Source organism: Novosphingobium sp. 11B, from assembly GCF_054589055.1.
In genome coordinates, this window is record NZ_BAAILP010000247.1 from 28,732 (window position 1) to 51,145 (window position 22,414).

Annotated in this window: 19 protein-coding genes; 12 read left to right on the forward strand and 7 right to left on the reverse strand. The window is 65.2% G+C overall.

All coding sequences use genetic code 11. The features are described 5' to 3' along the window. Positions 1–309: 309 nt before the first annotated feature. Genes ACYPYD_RS22095 through ACYPYD_RS22105 form a run of 3 tightly spaced genes read left to right on the forward strand, consistent with a single transcriptional unit; the run spans position 310 to position 4,925 of the window. On the forward strand, positions 310–2,322 hold the full coding sequence (locus ACYPYD_RS22095) for a GumC family protein (protein ID WP_459665530.1): 2,013 nt from the start codon (positions 310–312) through the stop codon (positions 2,320–2,322). Then, a complete protein-coding gene (locus ACYPYD_RS22100; RefSeq protein WP_459665532.1) occupies positions 2,315–3,457 on the forward strand; it encodes a glycosyltransferase in 1,143 nt (380 codons plus the stop codon). The genes ACYPYD_RS22095 and ACYPYD_RS22100 overlap by 8 nt, the downstream gene beginning before the upstream one ends. Before the next feature lie 13 nt (positions 3,458–3,470). After that, positions 3,471–4,925 (forward strand): hypothetical protein, encoded by a 1,455-nt coding sequence (locus ACYPYD_RS22105; RefSeq protein ID WP_459665534.1) that lies wholly within the window; start codon positions 3,471–3,473, stop codon positions 4,923–4,925. A gap of 5 nt (positions 4,926–4,930) precedes the next feature. Here ACYPYD_RS22105 and ACYPYD_RS22110 read toward each other — a convergent pair whose 3' ends face one another. Beyond that, on the reverse strand, positions 4,931–6,400 hold the full coding sequence (locus ACYPYD_RS22110) for a lipopolysaccharide biosynthesis protein (protein ID WP_459665536.1): 1,470 nt from the start codon (positions 6,398–6,400) through the stop codon (positions 4,931–4,933). A gap of 105 nt (positions 6,401–6,505) precedes the next feature. On the opposite strand from ACYPYD_RS22110, the gene ACYPYD_RS22115 reads away from it, so the two are divergent. Next, positions 6,506–7,504: a polysaccharide pyruvyl transferase family protein gene (locus tag ACYPYD_RS22115; protein WP_459665602.1), complete on the forward strand. Its 999-nt coding sequence runs from the start codon at positions 6,506–6,508 to the stop codon at positions 7,502–7,504. A gap of 8 nt (positions 7,505–7,512) precedes the next feature. Here ACYPYD_RS22115 and ACYPYD_RS22120 read toward each other — a convergent pair whose 3' ends face one another. Together ACYPYD_RS22120 and ACYPYD_RS22125 are read right to left on the reverse strand one after the other, a co-directional pair. Continuing rightward, on the reverse strand, positions 7,513–8,652 hold the full coding sequence (locus ACYPYD_RS22120) for an acyltransferase family protein (protein WP_459665538.1): 1,140 nt from the start codon (positions 8,650–8,652) through the stop codon (positions 7,513–7,515). A 36-nt stretch (positions 8,653–8,688) separates the two neighbouring features. Next, positions 8,689–9,780: a glycosyltransferase family 4 protein gene (locus tag ACYPYD_RS22125; RefSeq protein WP_289357517.1), complete on the reverse strand. Its 1,092-nt coding sequence runs from the start codon at positions 9,778–9,780 to the stop codon at positions 8,689–8,691. Between the two features lie 157 nt (positions 9,781–9,937). On the opposite strand from ACYPYD_RS22125, the gene ACYPYD_RS22130 reads away from it, so the two are divergent. Then, entirely contained in the window at positions 9,938–11,038 is a 1,101-nt protein-coding gene (locus ACYPYD_RS22130) for a glycosyltransferase family 4 protein (protein ID WP_459665540.1), read from the forward strand. Continuing rightward, positions 11,035–11,961 carry a glycosyltransferase family 2 protein gene (locus ACYPYD_RS22135; protein WP_459665542.1) on the forward strand — a complete coding sequence of 309 codons (927 nt, stop codon included), beginning with the start codon at positions 11,035–11,037 and terminating at the stop codon, positions 11,959–11,961. Before ACYPYD_RS22130 ends, ACYPYD_RS22135 begins: the two co-directional genes overlap by 4 nt. A gap of 16 nt (positions 11,962–11,977) precedes the next feature. Here the strand turns inward: ACYPYD_RS22135 and ACYPYD_RS22140 are convergent, their stop codons facing one another. The 4 genes from ACYPYD_RS22140 to ACYPYD_RS22155 form a co-directional block, all read right to left on the reverse strand. Beyond that, complete coding sequence (locus ACYPYD_RS22140) at positions 11,978–14,599, reverse strand: putative Ig domain-containing protein (protein ID WP_459665544.1); 2,622 nt, start codon at positions 14,597–14,599, stop codon at positions 11,978–11,980. A 2-nt stretch (positions 14,600–14,601) separates the two neighbouring features. Beyond that, positions 14,602–14,868 (reverse strand): spike base protein, RCAP_Rcc01079 family, encoded by a 267-nt coding sequence (locus ACYPYD_RS22145; RefSeq protein WP_459665546.1) that lies wholly within the window; start codon positions 14,866–14,868, stop codon positions 14,602–14,604. Between the two features lie 111 nt (positions 14,869–14,979). Next, positions 14,980–16,176 (reverse strand): polysaccharide pyruvyl transferase family protein, encoded by a 1,197-nt coding sequence (locus ACYPYD_RS22150; RefSeq protein WP_459665548.1) that lies wholly within the window; start codon positions 16,174–16,176, stop codon positions 14,980–14,982. Continuing rightward, on the reverse strand, positions 16,068–16,934 hold the full coding sequence (locus ACYPYD_RS22155; RefSeq protein WP_069708917.1) for a glycosyltransferase family 2 protein: 867 nt from the start codon (positions 16,932–16,934) through the stop codon (positions 16,068–16,070). Before ACYPYD_RS22155 ends, ACYPYD_RS22150 begins: the two co-directional genes overlap by 109 nt. A 227-nt stretch (positions 16,935–17,161) precedes the next feature. On the opposite strand from ACYPYD_RS22155, the gene ACYPYD_RS22160 reads away from it, so the two are divergent. The 6 genes from ACYPYD_RS22160 (at position 17,162) to ACYPYD_RS22185 (ending at position 22,385) form a co-directional block, all read left to right on the forward strand. Then, positions 17,162–18,436, forward strand: coding sequence for a polysaccharide pyruvyl transferase family protein (locus ACYPYD_RS22160; RefSeq protein ID WP_459665550.1), 1,275 nt, complete (start codon positions 17,162–17,164; stop codon positions 18,434–18,436). Continuing rightward, positions 18,433–19,869, forward strand: coding sequence for a glycosyltransferase family 4 protein (locus ACYPYD_RS22165; RefSeq protein WP_459665551.1), 1,437 nt, complete (start codon positions 18,433–18,435; stop codon positions 19,867–19,869). The genes ACYPYD_RS22160 and ACYPYD_RS22165 overlap by 4 nt, the downstream gene beginning before the upstream one ends. A 78-nt stretch (positions 19,870–19,947) precedes the next feature. After that, entirely contained in the window at positions 19,948–20,787 is an 840-nt protein-coding gene (locus ACYPYD_RS22170) for a hypothetical protein (RefSeq protein WP_459665553.1), read from the forward strand. A 17-nt stretch (positions 20,788–20,804) separates the two neighbouring features. Then, positions 20,805–21,725 (forward strand): hypothetical protein, encoded by a 921-nt coding sequence (locus ACYPYD_RS22175; RefSeq protein ID WP_459665554.1) that lies wholly within the window; start codon positions 20,805–20,807, stop codon positions 21,723–21,725. Positions 21,726–21,793: 68 nt separating this feature from the next. Further along, on the forward strand, positions 21,794–22,018 hold the full coding sequence (locus ACYPYD_RS22180; RefSeq protein ID WP_459665556.1) for a hypothetical protein: 225 nt from the start codon (positions 21,794–21,796) through the stop codon (positions 22,016–22,018). 88 nt (positions 22,019–22,106) lie between these two features. After that, positions 22,107–22,385, forward strand: coding sequence for a PqqD family protein (locus ACYPYD_RS22185; protein WP_459665558.1), 279 nt, complete (start codon positions 22,107–22,109; stop codon positions 22,383–22,385). Positions 22,386–22,414 lie beyond the last annotated feature (29 nt).

The following is a 22,414-nucleotide window of genomic DNA, read 5'->3' on the forward strand; positions in this document are numbered from 1 at the left end:
AAAATATTCGGCAATTTTGTAGAATAATTGTTGAATATTTCAAAACTGAAATCGTTACATTTTTGTAAACTTCCGACATATACTTGCGCCACTCAAACAAAAAAGCCGAAACTGCACCCGATTCCGACGGGCCGATGATGTGGCACGGAAAACAGGGGTGGCATCAGAGTGAATCAACCTATCGTTCTTGCGCCCCCGCCGGGGGTCATCGTTCCGCCGGTTCGGCCGGGCGCCGCCGAAACCCCGGACCGGATCGATCCCGGCATCCTGATCGCATTCCTTCGCCGCCGCTGGCCCATCATGCTCGGAATGCTTCTCGCATCCCTGGCCTCCGGTTTCGCCCTTACCGCGACGCGGACCCCCACTTACCTCGCGACCGCCGAGATTACGCTGGACCCCAAAGTGGAGCCCATCGCCCCGCTGACCGACGAGGATCGCCTCGCGGCCCAGGGAGGCATGGGCGAGACCTGGATAGACACGCAAGTCGAAGTGATCACATCAAGCGACAACGTCGCCGCGGTCGTCGATCGACTTGCCCTTCCCCGCCGCTTCGCCAGGGACGACCGCACTGCTGCGCAAGCGCGGCAGGCAGCGATCGACTATGTCGCGGGCGGCGTATCCGCCTTCCGCTCGGGTGCAACCTACACGCTTTCCGTCAGCTTCGAGAGCGAAGATGCGCAGGAAGCCGCGCGGATCGCCAACGCCTTCGCCGCCCAGTACACCGAAGGCGGCGTGACCGAGAAGGAAGCCGCAGACACCCGCGCCTTACGCGAGATCGGCGCGCGCATGGCCAAGGCAAGCACGCAGGCCTCCGCCGACGCCGCCGTCCTCTCGCACTATCGCCTCGCGCACGACCTGCCAAGCACCAGCGACCGCTCGCTGACCGAGCAGGAAATCTCGGCCTACAACCAGGAGGTCACCTCGGCACGGGCGCAGGCAGCCGAAGACGCTGCTCGCCTGGCGACCGCCCGCCAGCAACTCGGCTCGGGATCGAGCGGGGAGGATGTGGGCGAATCGCTCGGCTCTCCGGTGATCGCCTCGTTGCGACAGCAGCAGTCCGCCTATGCTGCCGAAATAGCATCTCTTTCCAGCAAGTACGGACCGCGCCACCCGGACCTCCGGCGCGCGCGAAGCCAACTCGCTTCGGTGGATGCCCAAATCGCCGAGGAAATCGGCCGGGTGGTTTCGAACCTTTCCGCCAAGGCGGCAGTATCACAGCGGCGCCTTGGTTCGCTGTCCGGCTCGCTGCGTGCATCGGAAGGTGCGCTTCGCCGCGACAACGTGGCGATGGTCGATCTGCAGGACCTTGAGCAACGCGCGCAGGCGTCGCGCCAGCTCTACGAAAGCTATCTGGGGCGATACAAGGAACTCGCCGCCCGCATAGGCATTCGCCAGCCGCAAGCCCGGGTGCTCCATCCCGCTCAGCCAAGCGACAGGCCGGCCCGCCCCGATATCCTGCTCAACATGGTACTGGCCGGTGCCGTCGGTCTGGGTCTGGGCCTTGCCTGCGCCATCGCAGCGGAACTGATGTTCAGCGGATTCACGACCGGCGAGGAGATCGAACGACGCCTCGGCTTGCGCTACTTGTGCTCGATCCCCGAACTTGGTTCCGTCGCCAGCCGCAAGGCGCGCGGTGATCCGGTCGATGCGGTGGTCGAACAGCCGCGCTCCGCTTTTGCGGAGGCGTTTCGCAACCTGCGCGCCTCGATCGCCTTCGCTGTCGAAAGTCCCAGGATCATTGCAGTGACGTCGGCCCTTCCCGCAGAGGGCAAGACCACCGTGGCCCTGTGTCTAGCCCGGTCGATGGCCGGGGCCTCCGATGCGATACTCCTGATCGACTGCGACGTGCGGCGCCGCGGGGTCAGCCGATGGATCGGCGGCACCCGCGAAATCGGCCTTCTGGAGGTGCTGCGCGGCAATGCCAGGCTGGAGGACGCGATCGTCATCGACCCGCGCACCGGGCTTTCGATCCTGCCTCTCAGCGCCGCACGCGAGGAAGACCACGCGCTGCTCACGGGTCCTGCCATGGATGCGCTGCTGGCCGCTGCGGGACAGGGATTCGACGCCGTCATCATGGACACCGCGCCGGTGCTGCCGATGGCCGATGCCCGACTGCTGCTGGGCAAGGCCGACGCGGCAGTCATCGCCGCGCGCTGGCGCCGTACCCCGGAAGCCGCGATCCGGTCGCTGCTGAGGCTGCTCCCGGAAGGCGCGGTCGGCCTCGCCGGCGCCATCCTCACCCGCGTGGACGTACGCAAGCAGGCCGCCTTCGGCCTCGATGAGAACGCGTTCTACAAGGCGTACAAGGACTACTATGCTTAACCTGCGACCGGTCCCGGAAGACGGCGACGACGGCCTTCTCGACCACGTTCGCCAGCGCTTCCGCAAGGTGGCGATCGTGCATTACTGGCTGGTCACGATGCGCGGCGGCGAGCGGGTGATCGAGCGATTGCTGCGGCTTTTCCCCGAAGCCGACATTTTTACCCACGTCTACGATCCGGCGCGCGTCTCCCGCACCATCGCCGGGCGCAAAGTGACCACCAGCTTCATCCAGAAGCTGCCCGGAGCACGCAGGCACTACCAGAAATACCTGCCGCTCATGCCCATGGCGCTCGAGGAACTGGACCTGCGGGGCTACGATCTGGTCATCAGCAGCGAGAGCGGCCCGGCGAAAGGCGTGATCACCGATCCCGACGCCATGCATTTGTGCTATGTCCATTCGCCGATGCGCTACTTGTGGGACCACTACCACCAGTACCGCGAAGGGACGGGGCCGCTGAACCGCGCGGTGATGCCGTTCCTGTTCCATCGCCTGCGTACCTGGGACGTGGCATCGGCATCGCGCGTCGATCGCTACGTCGCCAATTCGCATTTCATCCAGCGCCGTATCGAACGCGCCTGGCGGATGCCTTCCACGGTCGTCCATCCGCCGGTCGACGTAGACCTTTTCGCCGCCTCCCACGAGATCGACGATAGCTACCTGTGGGTCGGGCAACTGGTGCCCTACAAGCGCCCGGACCTTGCGGTCGAGGCTTTCAACCGCCTGGGCCTGCCATTGACCGTGGTGGGTGACGGGCCGATGGCGGCAAGCCTGCGGCGAATGGCAGGCCCTGCCGTGACGATAATCCCCCGCCTCGACTTCGCCAGCCTGCGCCGACACTACGCCCGCTGCCGCGGCTTCGTCTTCACGGCCGAGGAGGATTTCGGGATCGTCCCGGTCGAAGTGATGGCTTCGGGCCGGCCGGTGCTGGCCTTCGGCAAGGGCGGCGCGCTCGACACCGTCGTCGATCGCCAGACCGGCCTGTTTTTCGACCGACAGACCGTCGATTCCTTGAGCGAAGCGGTATCCCGGTTCGAGGACTGGTTGCCGTCCTTCGACCCGGAACTCGCCATGATCCAGGCACGCCGGTTCGCGCCCGCCGCATTCGACGCCGGCATCCTGCGATCGTTGATCTGACGGAAACACGGGCATGGAACTGACCGTCATCGGAACGATCGAACTGTTCGTCGCGCTGGCGCTGTTCGCCTTCGGAACCGTGCGCGCGCTGTTCGCGCTGGTGATGGGGGCGACATTGCTCGGCGGCTCGGCGGCCCTCAACCTTACGGCGCTGGGGGGCTCGTCGATCTCGCCGGCACACTTCGCGCTGGGATTCCTGTTGCTGCGCTGCCTGGCCCCGGGAGGCGTGAGCGGTGCCAATCTGGCCGCCGCGGTGCGCGGCAACACCTGGCTGATCGTCTTCGTCGCCTACGGGGTCCTCGCCGCCCTGGTGCTGCCGCGCATCTTCGCCGGAGAGATCGACGTAACCCCGCTGCGAGGCCAGATCCGCGCCCGCTACGGCACCCAGCTCGCCCGGATTCTTGCCGCAGAACCCCTGCGTTTCACGACCCAGAACCTGACGACCGCCGCATACATGACGGGCACGATGATGATGGCATTGGCGGCTTGTGCGGTATTGCGGCACCGACCGAACGGCGGGCGAACGCTGGCCCGGATTGGTGCGCTGATCGGTATCGCGCACGCCCTTTCGGGTTTCGCCGGGGTGGCGCTGCGCGGAACCCCGGCAGAGGCCCTCTTCCACTTCTTCCGCAACGGCAACTACGCCCAGCTCGATCATGAATGGGGCGGCTTCGTGCGCATGAACGGTCTGTGGCCCGAGGCATCCTCCTTCGCGAGCTTTGCCGTCGTCTGGTTCGTGTTCACCTTCGAATGCTGGCTGCGCCACGTCGATCCCCGATGGAACGGCCCGGCCGCGCTGCTGCTCGGCATCGCGCTGATCACCAGCACGTCATCGACGGCCTACGTCGGATTGGCGCTATTCGCTGCCGTCATGGTGCTGCGCATCGCGACAACGCCGCACCTACTGCCTCCTGACCGGCTTGCATGGCTGTCTCTCGCGGGCCTTGCGGCGATCATCGCGGTCAGCGCCTTGCTGGTGCTGGAACCCGCGCTCGCCGCATCGATGCAACGACTTCTGGAGCACATGACGCTGGACAAGGCCGATTCCTTTTCCGGTCGGCAGCGGTTGTTCTGGGCGGGACAGGGCCTGACCGCGTTCGTCGGCTCGCACGGGGTGGGCATCGGACCGGGTTCGTTCCGCTCGTCGAGCCTCATCACCGCGATCCTCGGCTCGACCGGCATCATCGGCGCCTGTACATTCGTGCTGCATGTGGTCCGCGCCTTTGCCCCGCTCGCCGCATCGACCTGGAGCCGCAGTTGCGACCGAGACCGCGATGTCGGCGCGGCTGCCGCGTGGTCGGTGCTCGTGGGGGTGGGCGTGGCTTCGGTGTCTTCTCCAAGCTGCGATCCCGGGCTTACTTTCGCCGTCCTTTCCGGGAGCGCCATCGCGCTGCGCGCCGGTCGCGGCGACAGGTCGAGGGTTGCAGCGCGCGCGGATCAGCCGCTTTCCCGTGTCGGTGCGGCCTGAATCAATCAGGACGTTCGCCTCGCAGGCCTGAGGCCGCGCAGGAAGGTCGCCAGTTCCATCCGGCGTGAACGGCCCATCAGGGCCAGCAGCACGCCTACATAGACGAGCACTCCCTGCGTCACCAGAAACACCATGCGAGCAAGGGCCGGGAGACTCCTGGGTCCGCCATCGACCGGCATGGTATCGCCAGTACCCCACACGACGATCGCCATGACCACCGCCGCACCCAAGGGCGGGGCTATGCCAGCAAGCACCTCGATCGCGCGCACTCCGGTCGCCCGCTGCAGCAGCCCGAGTTGCAGCGCCAGCGTGACATAGGCCCGCAAGACATATGCCGCCGCGAACCAGACCAGCCCGTATGGGGCGGCAGCGAGGCAGAACAACACGGTCAGGACAAGCTGGATTCCCGCCAACCTGGCCATGACGCCCGCCTTGCCGAGGACCGTCAGTGCCGGATCGGCGAAGAAATTGAGCGCAAACGGCGGGGCCAGCAGGCACAGAACCCTCGCAACCGGCACGCTTTGCACCCATTGCGGACCGAACAGCAAAGGTATCAGCGCATCGGCCAGCACACCGATCCCGGCTATCGCGGGAAAGGCGATTGTCGCGGTCGCCGAGACCATTCGTACGTAGCCGCGCCGAAACACGGGCAAGTCATGCTGCAACTTCGCCAGCGTCGGCACGGCTACGCTGGCGAACGGGCTGATCACCCCTTGCGCGACGACCTCGATCGACTTCCATGCCGTACGGTAGACGCCTACGGCCGCCGGCCCGATACTGTGGCCCAGGATCATGTCCTGCGTGCGGTTGAGCGCCACCAGCAGCAATTGCGAGCCGGCGACGCCCGCTCCCAGTCGCCATTGCGCCCGCAGCGTCGTCCAGGAAAACTGCAGACCCGGCTTCCAGCGAAATGCGTGCCAGGCGACGAGGGTGCCTATCGTCTCGCTTGCAAAACGCTGCGCCACCAGCGCCCAGACTCCCCAACCCGCCTTTGCTGCCAGCAGGGCGAGCGTGCCCCCGATCACACCCGCGCCAAGCGAACGGATCGCCAGCGCGCGATGGCCGAAGGCGCGAAGCGTGCGGCTCATGTGCGAGGCCCCTGCTGCAGAAACCGGCACCACGCATCCAAGCGCCGCCACGACCGGCGCCGCCGAGGGACTGCCCATCGCCTCGGCCAACGGATGGCGCAGCACCACACAGGTGATCGCGACCAGCAGCGCCATGCCCAGGTTGCCCCAGAACACCGTGTCGGCGAGACGCGCGGTAATCTCCGGAGCACGGTAGAGACTGCTCACCAACCCGCCTTGCGCGATGATCTTGCCCACTTCCGCCACGGCAAGACCGACGATGAATACACCAAAGGTCGCCGGATCCAATCGATGCGCCAGCGCCGCGAAAATGACGAAAGCGAACACCTGATCGCCACCGAAGCGGACGATGCTCCACCCCACAGCGCCGGCAGCGCGGCGGCTCAACCTGCTTTCGCCGGCTATTTCCGGATTTCTTGCCATACCGGACTTGCATAGAATTGCCGCAGATGCGAGACAATACTGACTCTGCTTAATCGGGAATTGAATTACGTGAATACTCGATTAAATTCTTTTAACCCCCTGATCGTCGAACTCGAAAATCAACTTTCGGAAACAATATCACTTTATTCTTCTCCGGATTTTGCACTCCTTGACTTTCCGAACCATGCCAACGTCGGCGATTCCGCGATCTGGCTGGGAGAACTGCGACTGCTGGGAAAACTTGCCGGCGCAGCGCCCGGTTATGTCTGTGCATTCGACAATTTCGATGAGGAGGCGATGCGCGCCGCAGTTCCCGAAGGCACCGTGTTCCTGCATGGGGGCGGCAATTTCGGCGATATCTGGAACCATCACCAGACGTTTCGCGAGGATGTGATCGCCCGCCTTGGCGACCGCCGTATCGTGCAACTGCCACAGTCGATTCACTACGGCGACCCGGAGCGGATCGCCCGCACCGCACGCGTGATAGCGGCGCACCCCGACTTCACCCTGCTGGTCCGCGACCTTCCCTCGCTCGACCTCGCCCGCCGCCATTTCGACTGCGCGGTCAAGCTCTGCCCGGACAGCGCCTTCGCCATGGGGGAGCGGGAGGGCGCGCCTGCTTCCATCGACGTGCTGGCCATGCTGCGCACGGACAAGGAACGATCGGATACAATCGGCCTGCCTGCCGACATCACTGTCGAGGATTGGCTGATCGACGATACCGCCGCCGTGCGACGTGCCAAGGCAGCCGGGATCATGCGCGCGTGGACGTCGCTTTCGCCTGCCAGCGCACGCGCGTCGGCTTACGAGGCAGCGGCGCGGCACCGGGTCGAGCGCGGATTCCGGCAACTCGCCCGAGGACGGGCAATCGTCACCGATCGGCTCCACGTCCACATTCTGTCGCTGTTGCTGGGGCGCCCCCATGCGGTTCTGGACAACCATTACGGCAAGATCGCGCGCTTTCTGGAAGCCTTCACGCAAGGTTCCCCGCTGGTCCATCGCGCAGAGGGGATCACCGATGCAGTGGACTGGGCAAGGACGACCGGCGACCGGCGCGTGGCTGCCTGAGGCGGCGCCTACCCCGCTGGCCGGTAACGCGGCACCCGTTGTCCGATACGGCGCAGTGCCGCGTCGATCGCGGCATGAAGAGGCGGCTCGAACCATAAGGCGATGGCGACGGCAACGGCCGCCGTCCCTGCGAAAGCGAGGATGACCGCCGGAACCACGCCCAGCCTTGCCGCCGCCAGCAGGATTGTGCCGCCGACATGGATGTGGATGAGATAGAGCGGGTAAGTGGCGAGCCCGGCAAGGCGCAGCACGCCGCCGAACCGACCGATCCGCGCCGCCACTTGCGCTCGCCAGAGGAACGAAGCCGCGATCAGCGCGGCCAGGCAAAGCCAGAGTGCATAGGCCCATGGCCATTGCGCCGACAAATCGGTGCGTGCTCCCATCTCCCATTCGGCGGCGGTGCGCACCTGCACCGAAGCGGCAACGATGCACGTCGCCGCAAGGCCGAGATGACGCCGCCCCAAATCTCCCTCACCCATACGGGCGCAGAGCATCCCGAGCGCGAAATAGACGCCGTGCTGCAGCAGGAGCAGTTCAGCCAGCCGCCCGCCGGGTTCGATCGCATCCGATGCGGCGACGAGCCAATAGGCGGCGCTGGCTATGCCCAGCGCCCACACCAGCGCGTGCATCGCGCGCTCCGGCGCCCCCGAAAAGAGGACCACCCCGACAATGGCGTAGAAGGCCAGCTCTATCGGAATGGTCCAGAACTGGCCGACGATCCATGGCCCCCATGGGACGAATGCGATCGTCTTCAGGCTCAGCACTACCGCCTGGGCGGTTGCGGTGCCGAACACGAACACCGCAGTGGGCAGCGCTATGGCCACGGCGATCAGCACCGCCGGCAGCAGCCGGGCGGCGCGGCGGCGGGCGAAGCGCCTCGCGCTCACGCCCCGAGCGGAATAGGCGATGACCGATCCGGAGACCACGAAGAAGACCTGCACGCCCACCCAGCCGCACCAGGTCAAGGCATATCCCGCTGGAAAGGCATCGGAACGGCCAAGTGCGCCATGCAGGCTGCTGCCGTCCAGCGCCCAGGCCTTGAAGCCGAGATGATAGAGCACGACCAGGCTCGCGGCGGCAAAGCGTACGAGGTCGAGCCCGTAGACGGGCTGCCTGCGACCGGCGTTTTGGGCACGCACTGCACTCATGACACGATCATCGCCGGGCTCCCTTGCAGGGACAAATTAACTCCTGGTCATGGCTGCCAGAAGTCCCCGAGCCTGATCGCGCCAGGAATAGCGCGCGGCACGCTCGAAACCGGCGTGGCGCAGGGCATCGGCCTGCTCGCGATTGTAAAGGACTCGCCGCACTGCGGCAAGGATGTCCGTGCTGTCGTGCGGATCGCAATAGAGCGCGGCAGAGCCGCATCGCTCGGTTATCGAGGGGATCGCCGAGGCGACCACCGGGCAGCCGAGACTCATCGCCTCAACCGGGGGCAGCGGCGACGCCTCGTAGAGCGATGGGAACAGCAGACAACCCGCGCGTCGATAGTATCCCGCAAGGGTTTCGAGATCGGGAACCTGCCCGATGAAATCGATCATGGATTCGACGTCGGAGGCGACGCGGGCGCGGATCGGCGCGAGGATTTCATTCCCGCCGCCCACCAGCACGGTGCGCACACCGTCTTCGCGTGCCAGATATTGCGCGACCTCGATCACGCGCTCGACGTTCTTCCTGCGCGATAACGATCCGACATAGAGAACCATGCGCTCCCGCTCGCCATGATCCACGCGCTCCACCCTGTCGCGAATCCAGGCGCCGTTCTGCAAGGCGACCACGCGAGCGCCGCGATGCAGGCGACGTAAACGCTCCGCCTCCGTATCGCAGACCGTGAACACCGTGTCCGCACCGCGCAGCATCACCGGCAACAGCGCCCCGTGCGCGGCGCGGTAGCGCAGCGAGTAGGCCTGGGGCAACGAAAGGTACGACACATCGTGGATCATCACCGAAAGGCGCTGCCTTCCGAGTGCCGAGGCGAGCGGAACGGTATTGCCGAGGCACAGCAGGCGCCGGCCAGCGGCCATGCGCGGCAGCACGAACTGCTCCCAGGCATGCCCGCTGGCGCCGCCGCGCCGTTCCACCGGAATATGACGCAAGCCCAGCCCGGAGATGTCCGCATTCGGTTCGCAGGCAAGCGCAAGATGCAGGGGCGTCTCTCCGGCACCGCGCAGCCGGTCCATTTCGGCGACCAGTTCGCGCGCGACCCGCTGCACCCCGGTCACCGGTTGCATGAGGAACCGCCCATTGATCAGTATCGCATCGCCGCGCTGCGACATCCACGCCCCCTTTCCCCTGCGTTCAATGACGTGCCCGGACATTGCAGGGAAGACGGGCCCGCGCCGCCGATGATTAAAACTTGGCAAGGCCCGGTATCGCCCGTCGAGTTCGCTGCGGCGCAATATTATGTTGCGGCTCGATTCTCCGGGAATTTCGATGCTGCCTGTATATATCAATGGAAAGTTCTACTCGGGCGGCCTCAACGGCGTTCACCGCGTTGCCGACCGCCTTGTTCGGGAAATCGATGCGCGTCTGGGCGTTCCCGGCGCCCCGCGGGTTACCTTGCTCCTGCCCACTCGCGATGGCGGCGACTGGAAGCCGGTGCTGCGCAACATCGCGGTGCGGCAACTGGACGAGGTCGCCTCGCAATATTGGGAGCAACGCAGGCTTCCCGCGCTCTCCTCCGACGGCGTGCTGGTCAACCTCGCGAACCTCGCGCCGCTGCGCCACCGCCGCAAGGTGACGCTCATCCATGACGCGCAGTTCCTGTTCCCTGACAGTTCATATCCGCTGCGCCAGCGCGTGGGCTACCGGTTCCTGGCCCCGCGCATGGCCCGTTCGAGCGCAGCCGTGCTCACCGTCAGTGACTATTCCCGGCGCGTGCTTGATGTGATGGGTGTCTCTGCGGCGCGGCGCACGCACGTGCTCTACAACGGCGCCGACCATATCCTGGAGGACGATGCGGACTGCTCGGTGCTCGCCGCGCACGGCCTTGCGCTGCGCGGCTACGCACTGATGTTCGGCAGCTCAAAGGCGTACAAGAACAATGCCGTGGTTTTCGCAGCCTATGCGCGAAAGGCACCGGCGGGTGTGCCGCTGGTCGTCGTCGGTGCTTCGCGAGATGCCCTGGCCGCAGCCGGGTTGGCAGTCCCGGAGGACGCGATATTCGTCGGCCCTTGCGGCGATGCCACGCTGCGCGCGCTCTATGCCGGTGCGCGATGCCTGCTTTGCCCCTCCCGTACCGAAGGTTTCGGCCTGCCTCCGCTCGAAGCGATGCTCTGCGGCACGCCCGCCGTAGTGGCACCGGCGGGCGCAATGCCCGAAGTGTGCCGCGACGCCGTTCTCTATGCCGACGTCGATGATCCCGCATCCTGGGCACAGGCGATCGCCGCGCTCGATCCCGTGGGATCCTTGTTCGCACATAAAGTGGAAGCCGGTCTCGCACGGGCAAGGCAGTTCACTTGGGGGCGTGCCGGAGCCGAACTTCTCGACGCCATCCTCGCGCTCAGCGATCGCCCGTTGCGAGCCCCCGCATGAGAACTCTTCCGCCACGCGTCTCCGTGATCCTGCCGTGCTACAACGGCGAGGCCTTCCTGCGCGAAGCCGTGCAGTCCATCCTCGAGCAGAGTTTCGCAGACTTCGAACTCGTCATCGTCGATGACGGCAGCACCGACGCTTCGCCCGTGCTGCTGGCCCGCATGGCGCAGGGAGACGAGCGCATCCGTGTGGTGACGCAGCCCAACGGCGGTATCGTCGCCGCCCTCAACACCGCAATCGATCATTCGCGGGGAGAATACATCGCCCGCATGGACGCGGACGACGTGTCATTTTCCCGGCGCCTCGCTTTCCAGGTCGCCTGGCTGGACGACAACCCGCACACCGTCATCGTCGGCGGCCAAGCGGTCTCGGACCGCCATCCTACCGCAGCCAGCATCCGTACTTGCGGCGGGCGGCATACAGCCACCGACCTTTCCGTATTTCCGCCTCGCGTCGCGGTGTCGATGCACCCGCTGATCATGATCCGGGCGACGGCGCTCAAGGCCATGGGCGGCTATCGCAACGACTACCGCCATGCCGAGGACTATGACCTTTTCATCCGCGCCGCCGCCTTCGGCCGGATCGACAACCCGCCGGTCGATGTACTCTTCTATCGCCGCCACGACGGCGCGATTTCGGTCGGAAACGTCGAAGAACAGGAGCGCTCGGCCGTCCGAGCCGAACTCGACGCCCTGGTTCGCGCCGGCTCCGCCCTGCCTCCGCAACTGGTTGTGAAGGCCTATGTCCGGCTGCGCGTATTTCGCCGCTACCGTGCGATCTCGCGCGAAAAAACGCGGGCAATGCGCCCCGCCATGCTGGCGAGCCTGTGCGGTGTCGTGCCCGCGGCGCTCGCATCGAGCCGTTTCCGGCGTCTGCCCTTGTTGATCGGGGCCGCCCTCGTGCGCTCGTTGCGCACGGCATGAGCGCGGCCCCAGACTCTCAACTCGCCTGCAGAGCGAGTGTTGCCGCGACCCAGTTCGACGTGGCGGAGATCGTGTAGGCCGCCGGATCCTCGGCGCCCGATCCCAGTTTCCAGGCGGTGGCGTTGGTCGACTGGCCGCTCGCGCTCGACACGCGCGACGTGATGCCCGAATACCCCGTCGGCCCCGAGGAGATGGTCGCGGTACCGTCCAGCGCGAGCGCGGCTATATAGAGACTTGCGCCGCTCCAGCTTGGCGCCAGCGCCGGCGGATCGGCCGCGACGGCATTGCCCCGCGCGTAAGTCGAAACTTCCGCCGCACCGCGTGCTCCGGTCACCCGCAACACACGGGTCACGGCCTGCTGCGCACCAGAAAGCCCCACATTGAGCACCTTGCCCCCCTCGGTCCCGTCCGCAGTCCTGGTGAATATCGCCAGCAGATGCTGGTTGGAATTCGCCGAGTAGGCGGCGCGCTGGGTCCATGCTCCGGCGGTGGCGTTGTCCCACCCGACCGTGACGGTGCCATCCACGCTCATCACGGCGACGAGAACGTCTCCGGCATTGACCGTGGCCGGCATGGTGACCGTCACCGCGGTCGCATCCGCAGCATTCCAGCTTTCGGTCTGATCGGCCACCGCGATCGTCGCCGATACGGCCACGGTCAGGTCAAAGCCCACGTGCGCCGCCGCGCCGAGGCTGTCCGTAGCGCGCAGAATCACGCCGGAAGTCGTGCCGGATACCGTCGGCGTTCCCGAGATCACGCCCGTCCCGGTATCGAGCGAGAGGCCCGCAGGCAGCGGAGCGGAGCCGGTTGCCAGCGCAAAGGTGAACGGTCCCGTGCCCTTGACCAGCCGAGGCAGGTAACCCGTGTACGTCAGGCCCTGCTGTGCAGGCTGGGCGACGTACTTGAGCGTGAACGGGATCGCGGCATAGGCTGCCAGCAAGTGCGCGGCGCGCGCGCCGGCATGCACCTCGTTGGGGTGAACCCCGTCCGACGAATTTGCGGTCATCGCCATGCCTCGCCCGGCATCGGTTTCCGCATCGGAAAGAACGAACCCGGCGTCGCTAGCCACAAGGTCGATCGCATCGAAGCAAGGCAATCCATCCTCGGCTATCGGGTTGGAGCGCAGCCAGGCATTCCAGGCATCGCGCGCACTTTCCTGCGCCGCGGTGAAGCTGGTGTCGGCATAGGCCTCCTGCCAAACTACCGTGGAGAACCCGTAAGCCCGCAAACGCGCCGCCATTCGCCGTGCCTGCACCTTCATCGCCTCCACCGCAGAGAGCGCGGTCGCACTGTCGGTCACGTACGACTTGATGTCGTTGTGGCCATAGTCCGCGAAGTAGACGTTCGGCACGCCCGGCGTGATGTAGCCGGCCGAGACGGTGTCGAAATCGTTGTAGTGCTGATCGAGCCTGTGCCCGGCAATCCCGATGTTGCGCAGCAACACCGACGCTGCCGAGCGGTGGTGCATGGCCGCAGTGATCGTGCGGTTGTTCGCGCCGCCGGTCCCGAAGACGATGCTGTCACCGCCGCCGAGGAAAGACAGCGTAGCCGGTTCGCAGGTCCCGAATACCGTCTTGAGCGTCGCCTTGATCCCGGTCACTTCGGCATCGGACGGGGCACTGCCATAGACCACGAACGCGCGCCAGTCGGTCCGGCCGCCATATTCGATCGCCTCGCCGACTTCGCCGCCGGCGTTGAGGGTTGCGGGGGCAGCGGCAGGGTATGTGGCGGTCTGCTCGTCGCGGTGCACGACTTGTTTCGACGCATTCGAGACGAGGCCGATGACCGCCAAGTTGCTGACACTCAGTGCCTGCGCATTGGTGGCGGTCGCCGGAATCGACGCGCTCGCGACCATCGGCTGCATTGCAAGATTGCCTGCCGTGCGCGGACTGGTGAGGCCATAGTCGGTCGTGCCAGCGCCGAAAGCCCAATACGCGCAGGTCGCGGCCTGCCCCGGCGTTCGTGCGACCATGAAGACCGCGCAGTCCGCGCGCGGAATGGCCAGTGTCGCCGGGATCAGCATAGGGCTGTCGGTGTCGTAGTTGGTCACGGTCGGCCCGCCCTCGCCCAGCCATAGCGACGGTTGCGCAGATGCGCTCGGCTGCGTGAGATGGCGGCCGTTTCCGGTCTGATCGTAGACTAGCGCGACACCGAGCGTGGAGGTGCCCATGAACGCAGCGGCCACCGCGATATCAAGCGCTTGCCCGGCGAACCCGATGTCCTGCTCGGCACCGTCGGAGGCGCGGCGGACCCGCAGGGCCGGCCCGTCATACCCGGCTACGAGCTTGCCCAGTCCATAGGCTCCCGCGAGCGCGGCGCTTGCAGGCAGCCAGGTGCCCTGCTCCGGAGCCGCCGTCGCGCCGGTCAGCGTCACGGCATATTCCACCGCGCGCAACGACAGACCGGCTCCCGCGCTCTCCCGGATCAGCGCGACCTGGCTTTCCCCCGCCGCAAGGGCCGAGGCGGCAGACACAAGTTTGCCGGAGATCGAAAGGTTCGCATGGCTACCCGGCCGCAGGCTGAAGGTCGAGCCGGCGCCGAGCGAGCGCGCCAGGGCCAGCAGGTCGCCATTGCCGGATACGGTTCGGGCGCGGTTGGCGACGCCGCCGGAACGACCGCCGGAAACAAGGCGCACCATGCTCACGCCTCCCCGACGAGATCGGCGGCAGTGGTCCCGGTTGCCCGCACATAAAGCGCGCGTACGGCGACGAAGCTCGCATCGGGAAGATTGCGGTAAGTCACGTCGGTCGTGCCGTCGATGCCGCGCAACACGATGTCGCCTCCGGTTCCGACGTAGATACCTTTGGGCACCAGCGCCAGTTGCTCGGTATCGCCCGGCACGATGGGATAAGGTGCGCGCGAAGGGGCGAAAGCGGCATCGGATTGAGTCTCGAAAGGATCGGACATGGCATGCTCCGGCTGGATGGCGAAGAGTTCGACGCGACTCGTATCGCATCGATGTTCGACTTATGTTCCATCCGATTCGATGTAGGAAAGTTGTTTGTGCGCGAATCCGCGTCACAGGTTTCGCGCTGCGCTCAACGCCAGATTCTGTCGCATCCGGCGGCGCGACAGGCGATCGAACGACAAAGCTGCATCCAGGCATGCGCCTGCGGCCGTTCGTTCCTCTCGGGGCAGCACGGGCACGTCGAAGCGGTCGGCCACCACGCGAACTTTGGCAGTGCCGTCCTCCACCGCTAGCGCAGGAGCATCGGCGAGGATCGCGAAGATCAGCGCATGAAGGCGATTGGTCACCACCAGCGCGGCTTCGCGATAGAGCGTCACCAGTCTGGCAAGGTCGTAGCCGTCAAAGACCGTGATCTCCCGGTCCGGCCAGCGTGCGACCAGACGCGCGGCGACGGCCTTGTCCATGCAGGCGCGCGGGTCGTGACAGGCAATGGCCAGCCCCGCTTCCGGCAAGCGGTCCAGAGCCCGGGCCACTACCGCGTCGAGCGCGTCGCCCTCGATCGAGCGCCCCTCGCTGGGATCGGCACAAGGCGCCACGATTATCCATCGCCGTGGCCCGCCTCCCGGTATGATCGCATGCGCTCCGCCGGTCGGCAGGAATACCATATCGGCATGAACGGCCCGCGCTTTGCCCGGAAACAGCCGTTCCAGATTTTTGCTCGAGCCCTCGTCTCGCAGATTCACCACGCCGCACTGCGCGAGAATCGCCTGCCACAAAGCCCGCCGCAACGGCGACCTGATCACGCTCACGCCAAGTCCGCGCGTGACGAGCGCTCCCCCGCCAAGCCTAGCGCTGACGATCGCAAGCAACAGCCCGACAAGCGCCGCGATCGAGACGTTGTCCCGAACGAGTTGCCCGCCTCCCAGCACGATCTGCGCTCCGAAAGCCCGGCGCGCGAAACCGAGCACCGCCCGTCCGGACACGAGTTCGCCGCCAGCAGTGATCACTTGACGCTCGATTTCTGCGGGAAGAGGCGCCCAGCGCCGCACGATCCCGCCGCGCCCCCCCGTCAAGGCGAGGTTCTGCAGCAACAGCTTCAGATCGCCCAGATTGTGGAGATCGCCGCAGACGAACACTTGTCGCCGCACGCGCCCGCGCGCGGGGCTACCGACCGCATCGAGGGGTGACGCCGGCATGCTCACATCTCGAGAATTCGGCGGGGGTCCACTCGTCCGCGCAGGCAATCGAGCAGCGCGATGATGTTCCCCAGCAGGCGTCCGCGCCGGTCGATCAGCGGCTCCGGCCACAGGCTGCGGCACGCGTTCGACACAAGGTTCTGCATCATCAGCCGGTAGCCGAAATCGCGCCGCATCGTGCCCTTGCGCTGCAGGTAGACCACATTGGCGACCTGCGAGTAACCCAGACGCTTTCCGGATGTCCGCCCGCCGCTGACGCCGAGATGAACACCCGTGACGGCTCCCGTAGAAACCTGGCGCCCCTTGCGCCCCAGTCGGCTGGTGAAGTCGATGTCTTCCTGCCAGCCGTACAGAGGCAGATTCTCGTCGAAACGCATGCCCCTGGCGGCGCTCATGCGGATCGACATGTTGCACCCGTAGAGTTCATGCCTGTGGCGCATCGCGGCCGGTGGGGCGGCAGGACTGGCAAGGATCGCCTTCGCCTCTGCGACGCTGAAACCGCCGCGCCGCACCCCGTCCGCGCGCAGTTCGCCGGTAATGCCGACAAGTTCCGGATGAGCAACGAAAAGCGCCTCGACACTGGCGAGATAATTGGGCGCAGGAACGAAATCGTCATCGAAAAAGACGATGATGTCCGCCACGTTCTCCAGCGCATCCAGCGCGCGGTTGCGCTGACGGCAGAGCCCTTTTTCCGAGAACAGCACTTGCGTCCGGCCACGTGCGGAATCGATGCCGGCCACGTCTTCGGGATCGACTGCGGCGACAAGCACGCCGTCAGCGCGGCGTGTCTGATCCGCAAGAAGGTCCACCGTCTGTCGCACCACCTGCGCGCGGCCGACGGTCGCGATCACGACATGGATACTGGGCAAGCGACTGTTCCTCGTGTTTCGACATCATCAAGATCAAATGGGCGTAGAAAAATGGTCGACGAATACATCCATCGCCAACCGAATACTTTCATTCGCCATAAAGGTACGGCCATGACGGCGATCATCATCGTTAAAATACATTCACCATCTGCGAAGAGCCGATCAGTTCTGTTACGCCATGCTCCGAAGACATGACCTGCCGGTCTGCGCCATGGAGTTGCTTACGAATGAACGCCTCGTCCAACGCCATACGCCCGGCCATGGCGCCGGACGGAAGTGCGCAAGACGAAGCGCGTTTGCTTTCACGGATTGTCCTGCTCAACGTGAAGTACAGCCCCAACCTGGGCGACGGCTTGCTCAGCGAATGCCTGGAACGGGAACTGGCGCGCGCACTGCCGGATTGCGAGGTCACTTCCATCGATCTGGCGGGGCGCACCGGTTATCCGTCAGGCTACGGCCGAACACGCGGGATCACACTTGCCCTGCTCGAGCGACTGCCCGGCAGGCTGCGCCGCTGCGCCGCGTGGACGATGCTGCGCCTTGTCATCGCGGTACGCCTGCGGCGGCATTACAGCGCCGGGCTCGAGGGCGCCGAAGCGGTGATCGTGGGCGGAGGAAACCTGCTCACCGATGCCGATCTCAATTTCCCGATGAAAATCTCCGGCGCGCTGGCTCAGGCTGCCCGCCGTGACCTGCCTGTCGTGATCTATGCCGTCGGCGTCTCCTCGCGGTGGTCGCGGTGGGGTTCGCGGATTTTCGCACAGGCTCTAGAGCGGTCACGGCTGGCCTGGGCCTCGGTACGCGACGAAGGATCGCAGAGAGCCTGGCAGCGGCATTTCGCGGGATACGTAGTCCCACCGGCGCAGCTGACGGTCGATCCCGGCGTGCTCGCCAGCAGCCATTACCCGCAGAGCCTGCGCCGTCCCGGCACGCGCAAGATCGGCGTATGCATCACCGATCCGCTGGCAGTACGCTATCACAGCGATGCGGCCTGCGCGGCGAACCTCGAAGCGTGGTATCCTGCGGCGCTGCGATCGCTGGTGGAGCACGGCTTCGAAGTCGTCCTGTTCACCAACGGCAGCCCGGAAGACAGGGAATACCTGCACCACCGGCTCCATGCCTGGGTTCGCCAAGCCAAAGGCCCGGTCATGCTCGGGCGATCGTTCGACACGCCCGCCGATCTGGCCGCGCTGGTGTCAGGGTGCGACGCCATCGTCGGCCACAGAATGCACGCATGCATCGCCGCCTATTCCTTCGGCATTCCGGCGATCGGGCTGCGCTGGGACGAAAAGCTCGACAGTTTCTTCCGACTGGCCGGTCGCGCCGAGCATATGCTGGATCCGTCCGCCATCGCAGCCGAGGAAATGGGCACCCGGACCGCCGCCGCTATCGCCGACCACTTCGATCCCGCCCCCCTTGCCGCCCGCGCCCGCTCGGAAGTCGAAGCCCTCGCAGCCACCCTTCGAACGGCCGCGCTGGCGCGCCCGAGGCGCGTCCGATGATCGATCGCATCGTCCAGATCAACGATCTCAGCGACCCAAAGGGCGGAGCAAGCAAACTCGCGGTCGACGCGGCCTGCGGACTTGCGGCGCGTGGCCACCCGGTAACTTTCATCACGGGTGATGAAGGACACAGCCCTGCATTGACCGCCGCGGGAGTGGACATCGTCGCGCTGGGGCAACAGCGGCTCAAGGCAAGCGGGCGCTTCAGCGCATTGGCGAACGGCCTGTGGAACCGGGCCGCCCATGCCATGGTCAGCGCATGGATCGCCGCCCACGATACCCCGCAAACCGCGTACCATCTCCATGGCTGGGCACAAATCCTGTCGCCCGCAGTGTTCGGCGCTCTCACCCCCGTGCGCGACAGACTGGTGATTTCCGCTCACGATTTCTTCCTCGCCTGTCCGAACGGCGCGTTTGCATGGCTCAAGTCAGGCAATGTGTGCCCGCATACGCCGCTGTCCCAGGCGTGCCTCATCACACCTTGCGATCGTGACGGCGCGGCGCACAAAGCATGGCGCAGCGTGCGTCAGGCAATCCACCGCAAGGCATTTCACCCTCGATCCTCTCCGCCGGTCCTCGCCATTCACGAAAGCATGCGCGAATTTCTTTCCCGAGGCGGAATTCCGGACCACGCCATCGTCACTCTGCCCAATCCGGCCGTCCCTTTCTCGCAAAGCCGCATCCCGGCCGAGCGCAACCGGGAGGTCCTTTTCGTAGGCCGCCTGGAAGACTCCAAAGGCGTGGACCTTGCCGCAAGAGCGGCCGCGATGGCCGGAGCACCGTTGAGCGTGGTGGGAGAAGGCCCATTCGCCGATCGCGTCACGGACCTGTACCCGGCGGCGCGCATGCTGGGCCGGCGTTCTCCGCCGGAAATCCGGGAGATCGCAGCCCGGGCGAGAATGCTTGTCATGCCAAGTCGCTATCCGGAGCCATTCGGCCTGGTCGCGATCGAAGCGGCGTGGAGCGGGCTGCCGGTAATCCTTGCAGATACCGCGCTACTGGCGCCGGACATCATCGGCTGCGGTGCCGGGCTCGCGATTGACCCGCGCGACACGCCGCGCTTCGCAGCCGCAATCCTGCGACTTTCCGAAGACGACACCGCAATTCGCGCCATGAGCGAGGCCGCCTATGCCGCAACGCGGCCTCTTGCCTTGACCCCGCAAACCTGGATCGACCGGATCGAGGGTATACTGCACCAGAGGATCGCCCCATCGCCCATCGAGGATCAGGTAATCAGCGCCACTATCCCCGCCCATAGCGCAAGACTGAGCGCCCCCGCCAGCAGCCACCATTTCCAGACGATGGGCCTGCCGCCGGCGGGCGCAGGACGCGACCGGGCATTCGATGAAGCGGACGGCGGCCTTGCGACAGCGCGTTCGTCCCTCGGGTCGTCACCCGCCATGATCAGCAGTTCTTGCCATGCAACGTCGTAATACCAGCCCTAACGATAGGAATTCTGCCGGGTTTCTAGCATGGCGCTACCGGACGGTCGAGCCGCCGAGGACCGAAACGTGCTGCAGTCGCTAGACTTGTCCGATCCACTCGTCGCACGGCACTACATGGCGGCAATGCACGTCCTGCACGGATTGCCGGGCTTCGACTGGTACGACGGCTGCTTTCTCGCCAAGTTCGAGGCCGCGCGCAGGATGCTGGCTATCGTCAGACCTGGTGAAAGCCGGCGCTTCGCCGCAGCATTCGATACCTTGCGGACGAGGGCGGATTTCGAAGTGCGGCGGGTGCACAACGTCCTGCCGCCGGCTCGCTTTGCGGATTTTCTCGCTCAGTTGCGCGCCGTTCCCGCGTCCAGCCTGCATGGCCACGAACGCGGCGATTTCGGCCGCCGCATTGCCCGCGATCTGCCGATTCTCGCGGAATTGCAGTTGGAATTGATGCCGCTGGTCGCCGAACTGGCAGGCGAAGCGGTGGAGCCCTGCTACACGTTCCTCAGCCTCTACGACGGCGCAGGAACCTGCGCGCCGCATCTCGATGCACCGTCGGCGAAGTGGACGCTCGATCTGTGCCTCGCCCAAAGCGATGAATGGCCGATCCATTTCAGTTCCGTGGTCCCCTGGCCTACCTCTGATGCCGACGGAAACGTGCCGGCCACCACGGCTTTCCGGTCCCATTCGCTGCGCCCCAATGAAGCGCTTCTGTTTTCGGGTTCATCGCAGTGGCACTACCGGGACGCGATTCCTGACGCGGGTTTCTGTCACCTTGCATTTCTGCACTACCATCCTGCAGGTTGTGCCGATCTCGTTCGACCTGCGCGATGGGCGGCACATTTCGATATGCCGGAGCTGGCGCTTCTCGACGCGGTGTTTGAAACATTGCGCCCGGATCGTCGTCAATGAGTGGTTGGACATATGGCGTGTTCGGCCTCGAGGTAGAATTCCCTCGTGAAGTCATGACCTTGCGCAGCGCGCAGGTTACGTCGCAGCGCCCAGCCGACGTCCGCATAGCTTTCGCTGCCGTGCCGCCGCAGCCATGCATGGAAACGGTCAACGATGACCTCGACGTCGCATGGAGCACAGAGGGTCTGACCATCTCCGTCGAAGAAGTCGGCCGCTTTCGCGTGAGCAATGGCGACACGGTGATAGTCGATCCCTGGCCCGACGCCACACCGGCAGAAATCGACTTATACCTGGCAGGATCGGTCATGGGCGCGGTACTCCACCAGCGCGGAATGCTGCCTCTGCACTGCAATGCCTTTGCATGCGACGGTCGGGCGATCCTGCTTTGCGGCGATTCCGGAGCAGGCAAGTCAACGCTCGCCGCCTGGTTCGAGAGCCGTGGCTACCCGCTGCTGACCGACGATGTCTGCGCCGTCACTTTCACGCGGGAGGGGCGCGCGGTAGGTCACCCCGGAATGCCGCGGTTGCGGCTTTGGGACGACGCGCGCCATGCGATGGGCCGAAGCAAGGCGCCGGTCTCTTCCATCCCGTGGGCCGAAGGCAAGTTCGAGATCGAGATGCACGCAGATCGCGTCAGGGCCGAGTTGCCGATCGCCGCGATCTATCACCTCCTTCCGGTGGAACCTGACGATCACTTCGGCATCGCCGGATTGCATGGCCTGGGTGCAGTCGATGCCATCACCGCGTCCATCTATCGGCGTAGAATCGCAGACCTTGCCGGAGGGGCGACGCGATATCTGCGGGAAGCGGTGGAACTGGCCTCCTCCACACCCGTCTTCCGTATTTCGCGAACCTGGGGCTTCGAGCAATTTTCAGAACAGTCCCGCCAAATAGAGACACATTTTAAGTCGATTTTGAATGAAATTTCGTCACCATGAAATTGTGTTAATCGCTGACTTATAGAGATGATTATTTATACAATCCGAGAGATACATGCATTCGGATAATGATTACTGTGATTCTTATGGGACACGAATTCATTTTCCGCACTCATACTCAAATGAAAGGTTGGTTAGATATGGCCAATTCGGAAAATTCCGCCGGCGTATCCGGCCGTCTGTCGTGGCAGCGCCCCTCCGTCGTCCGCATGGGCGCGGCCGATGCGGAAGGAAACACGATGATGTCGATGGTCACGGACACGCTTCGTCCGCGTCGCATGATGGGTTCCTGAACAGGGGAGGCCGGTGCCGATGCCCATTTCGGGGACCGGGGCCGGCTTCTTCCCCGCATTTGCGCCCCATCAAAGGACCGGACCGATCATGGCCACGACGTACCTCGAAACCTTCACGAAGGTTCCCACGACCGCAACGGCCGAGATCGACGGCCAACTCGTGGCGCTCGATATCCTGGCGGGAATCTGCTTCGGACTCGATCCTGTCGCAACCCACATCTGGAAACTGCTCGATGCGTATCCGACCGCTGACCGCCTTTGCGCGGCGCTGCTGGAACTCTACGATGTCGATCCCGCCACATGTGAAAAGCAGACCCTTTCACTTCTCCACGAACTTGCCGACATCGGCCTGATCAGCCGGGCCTGATCACGGCAATGACGGTCGCCCTACCCGAG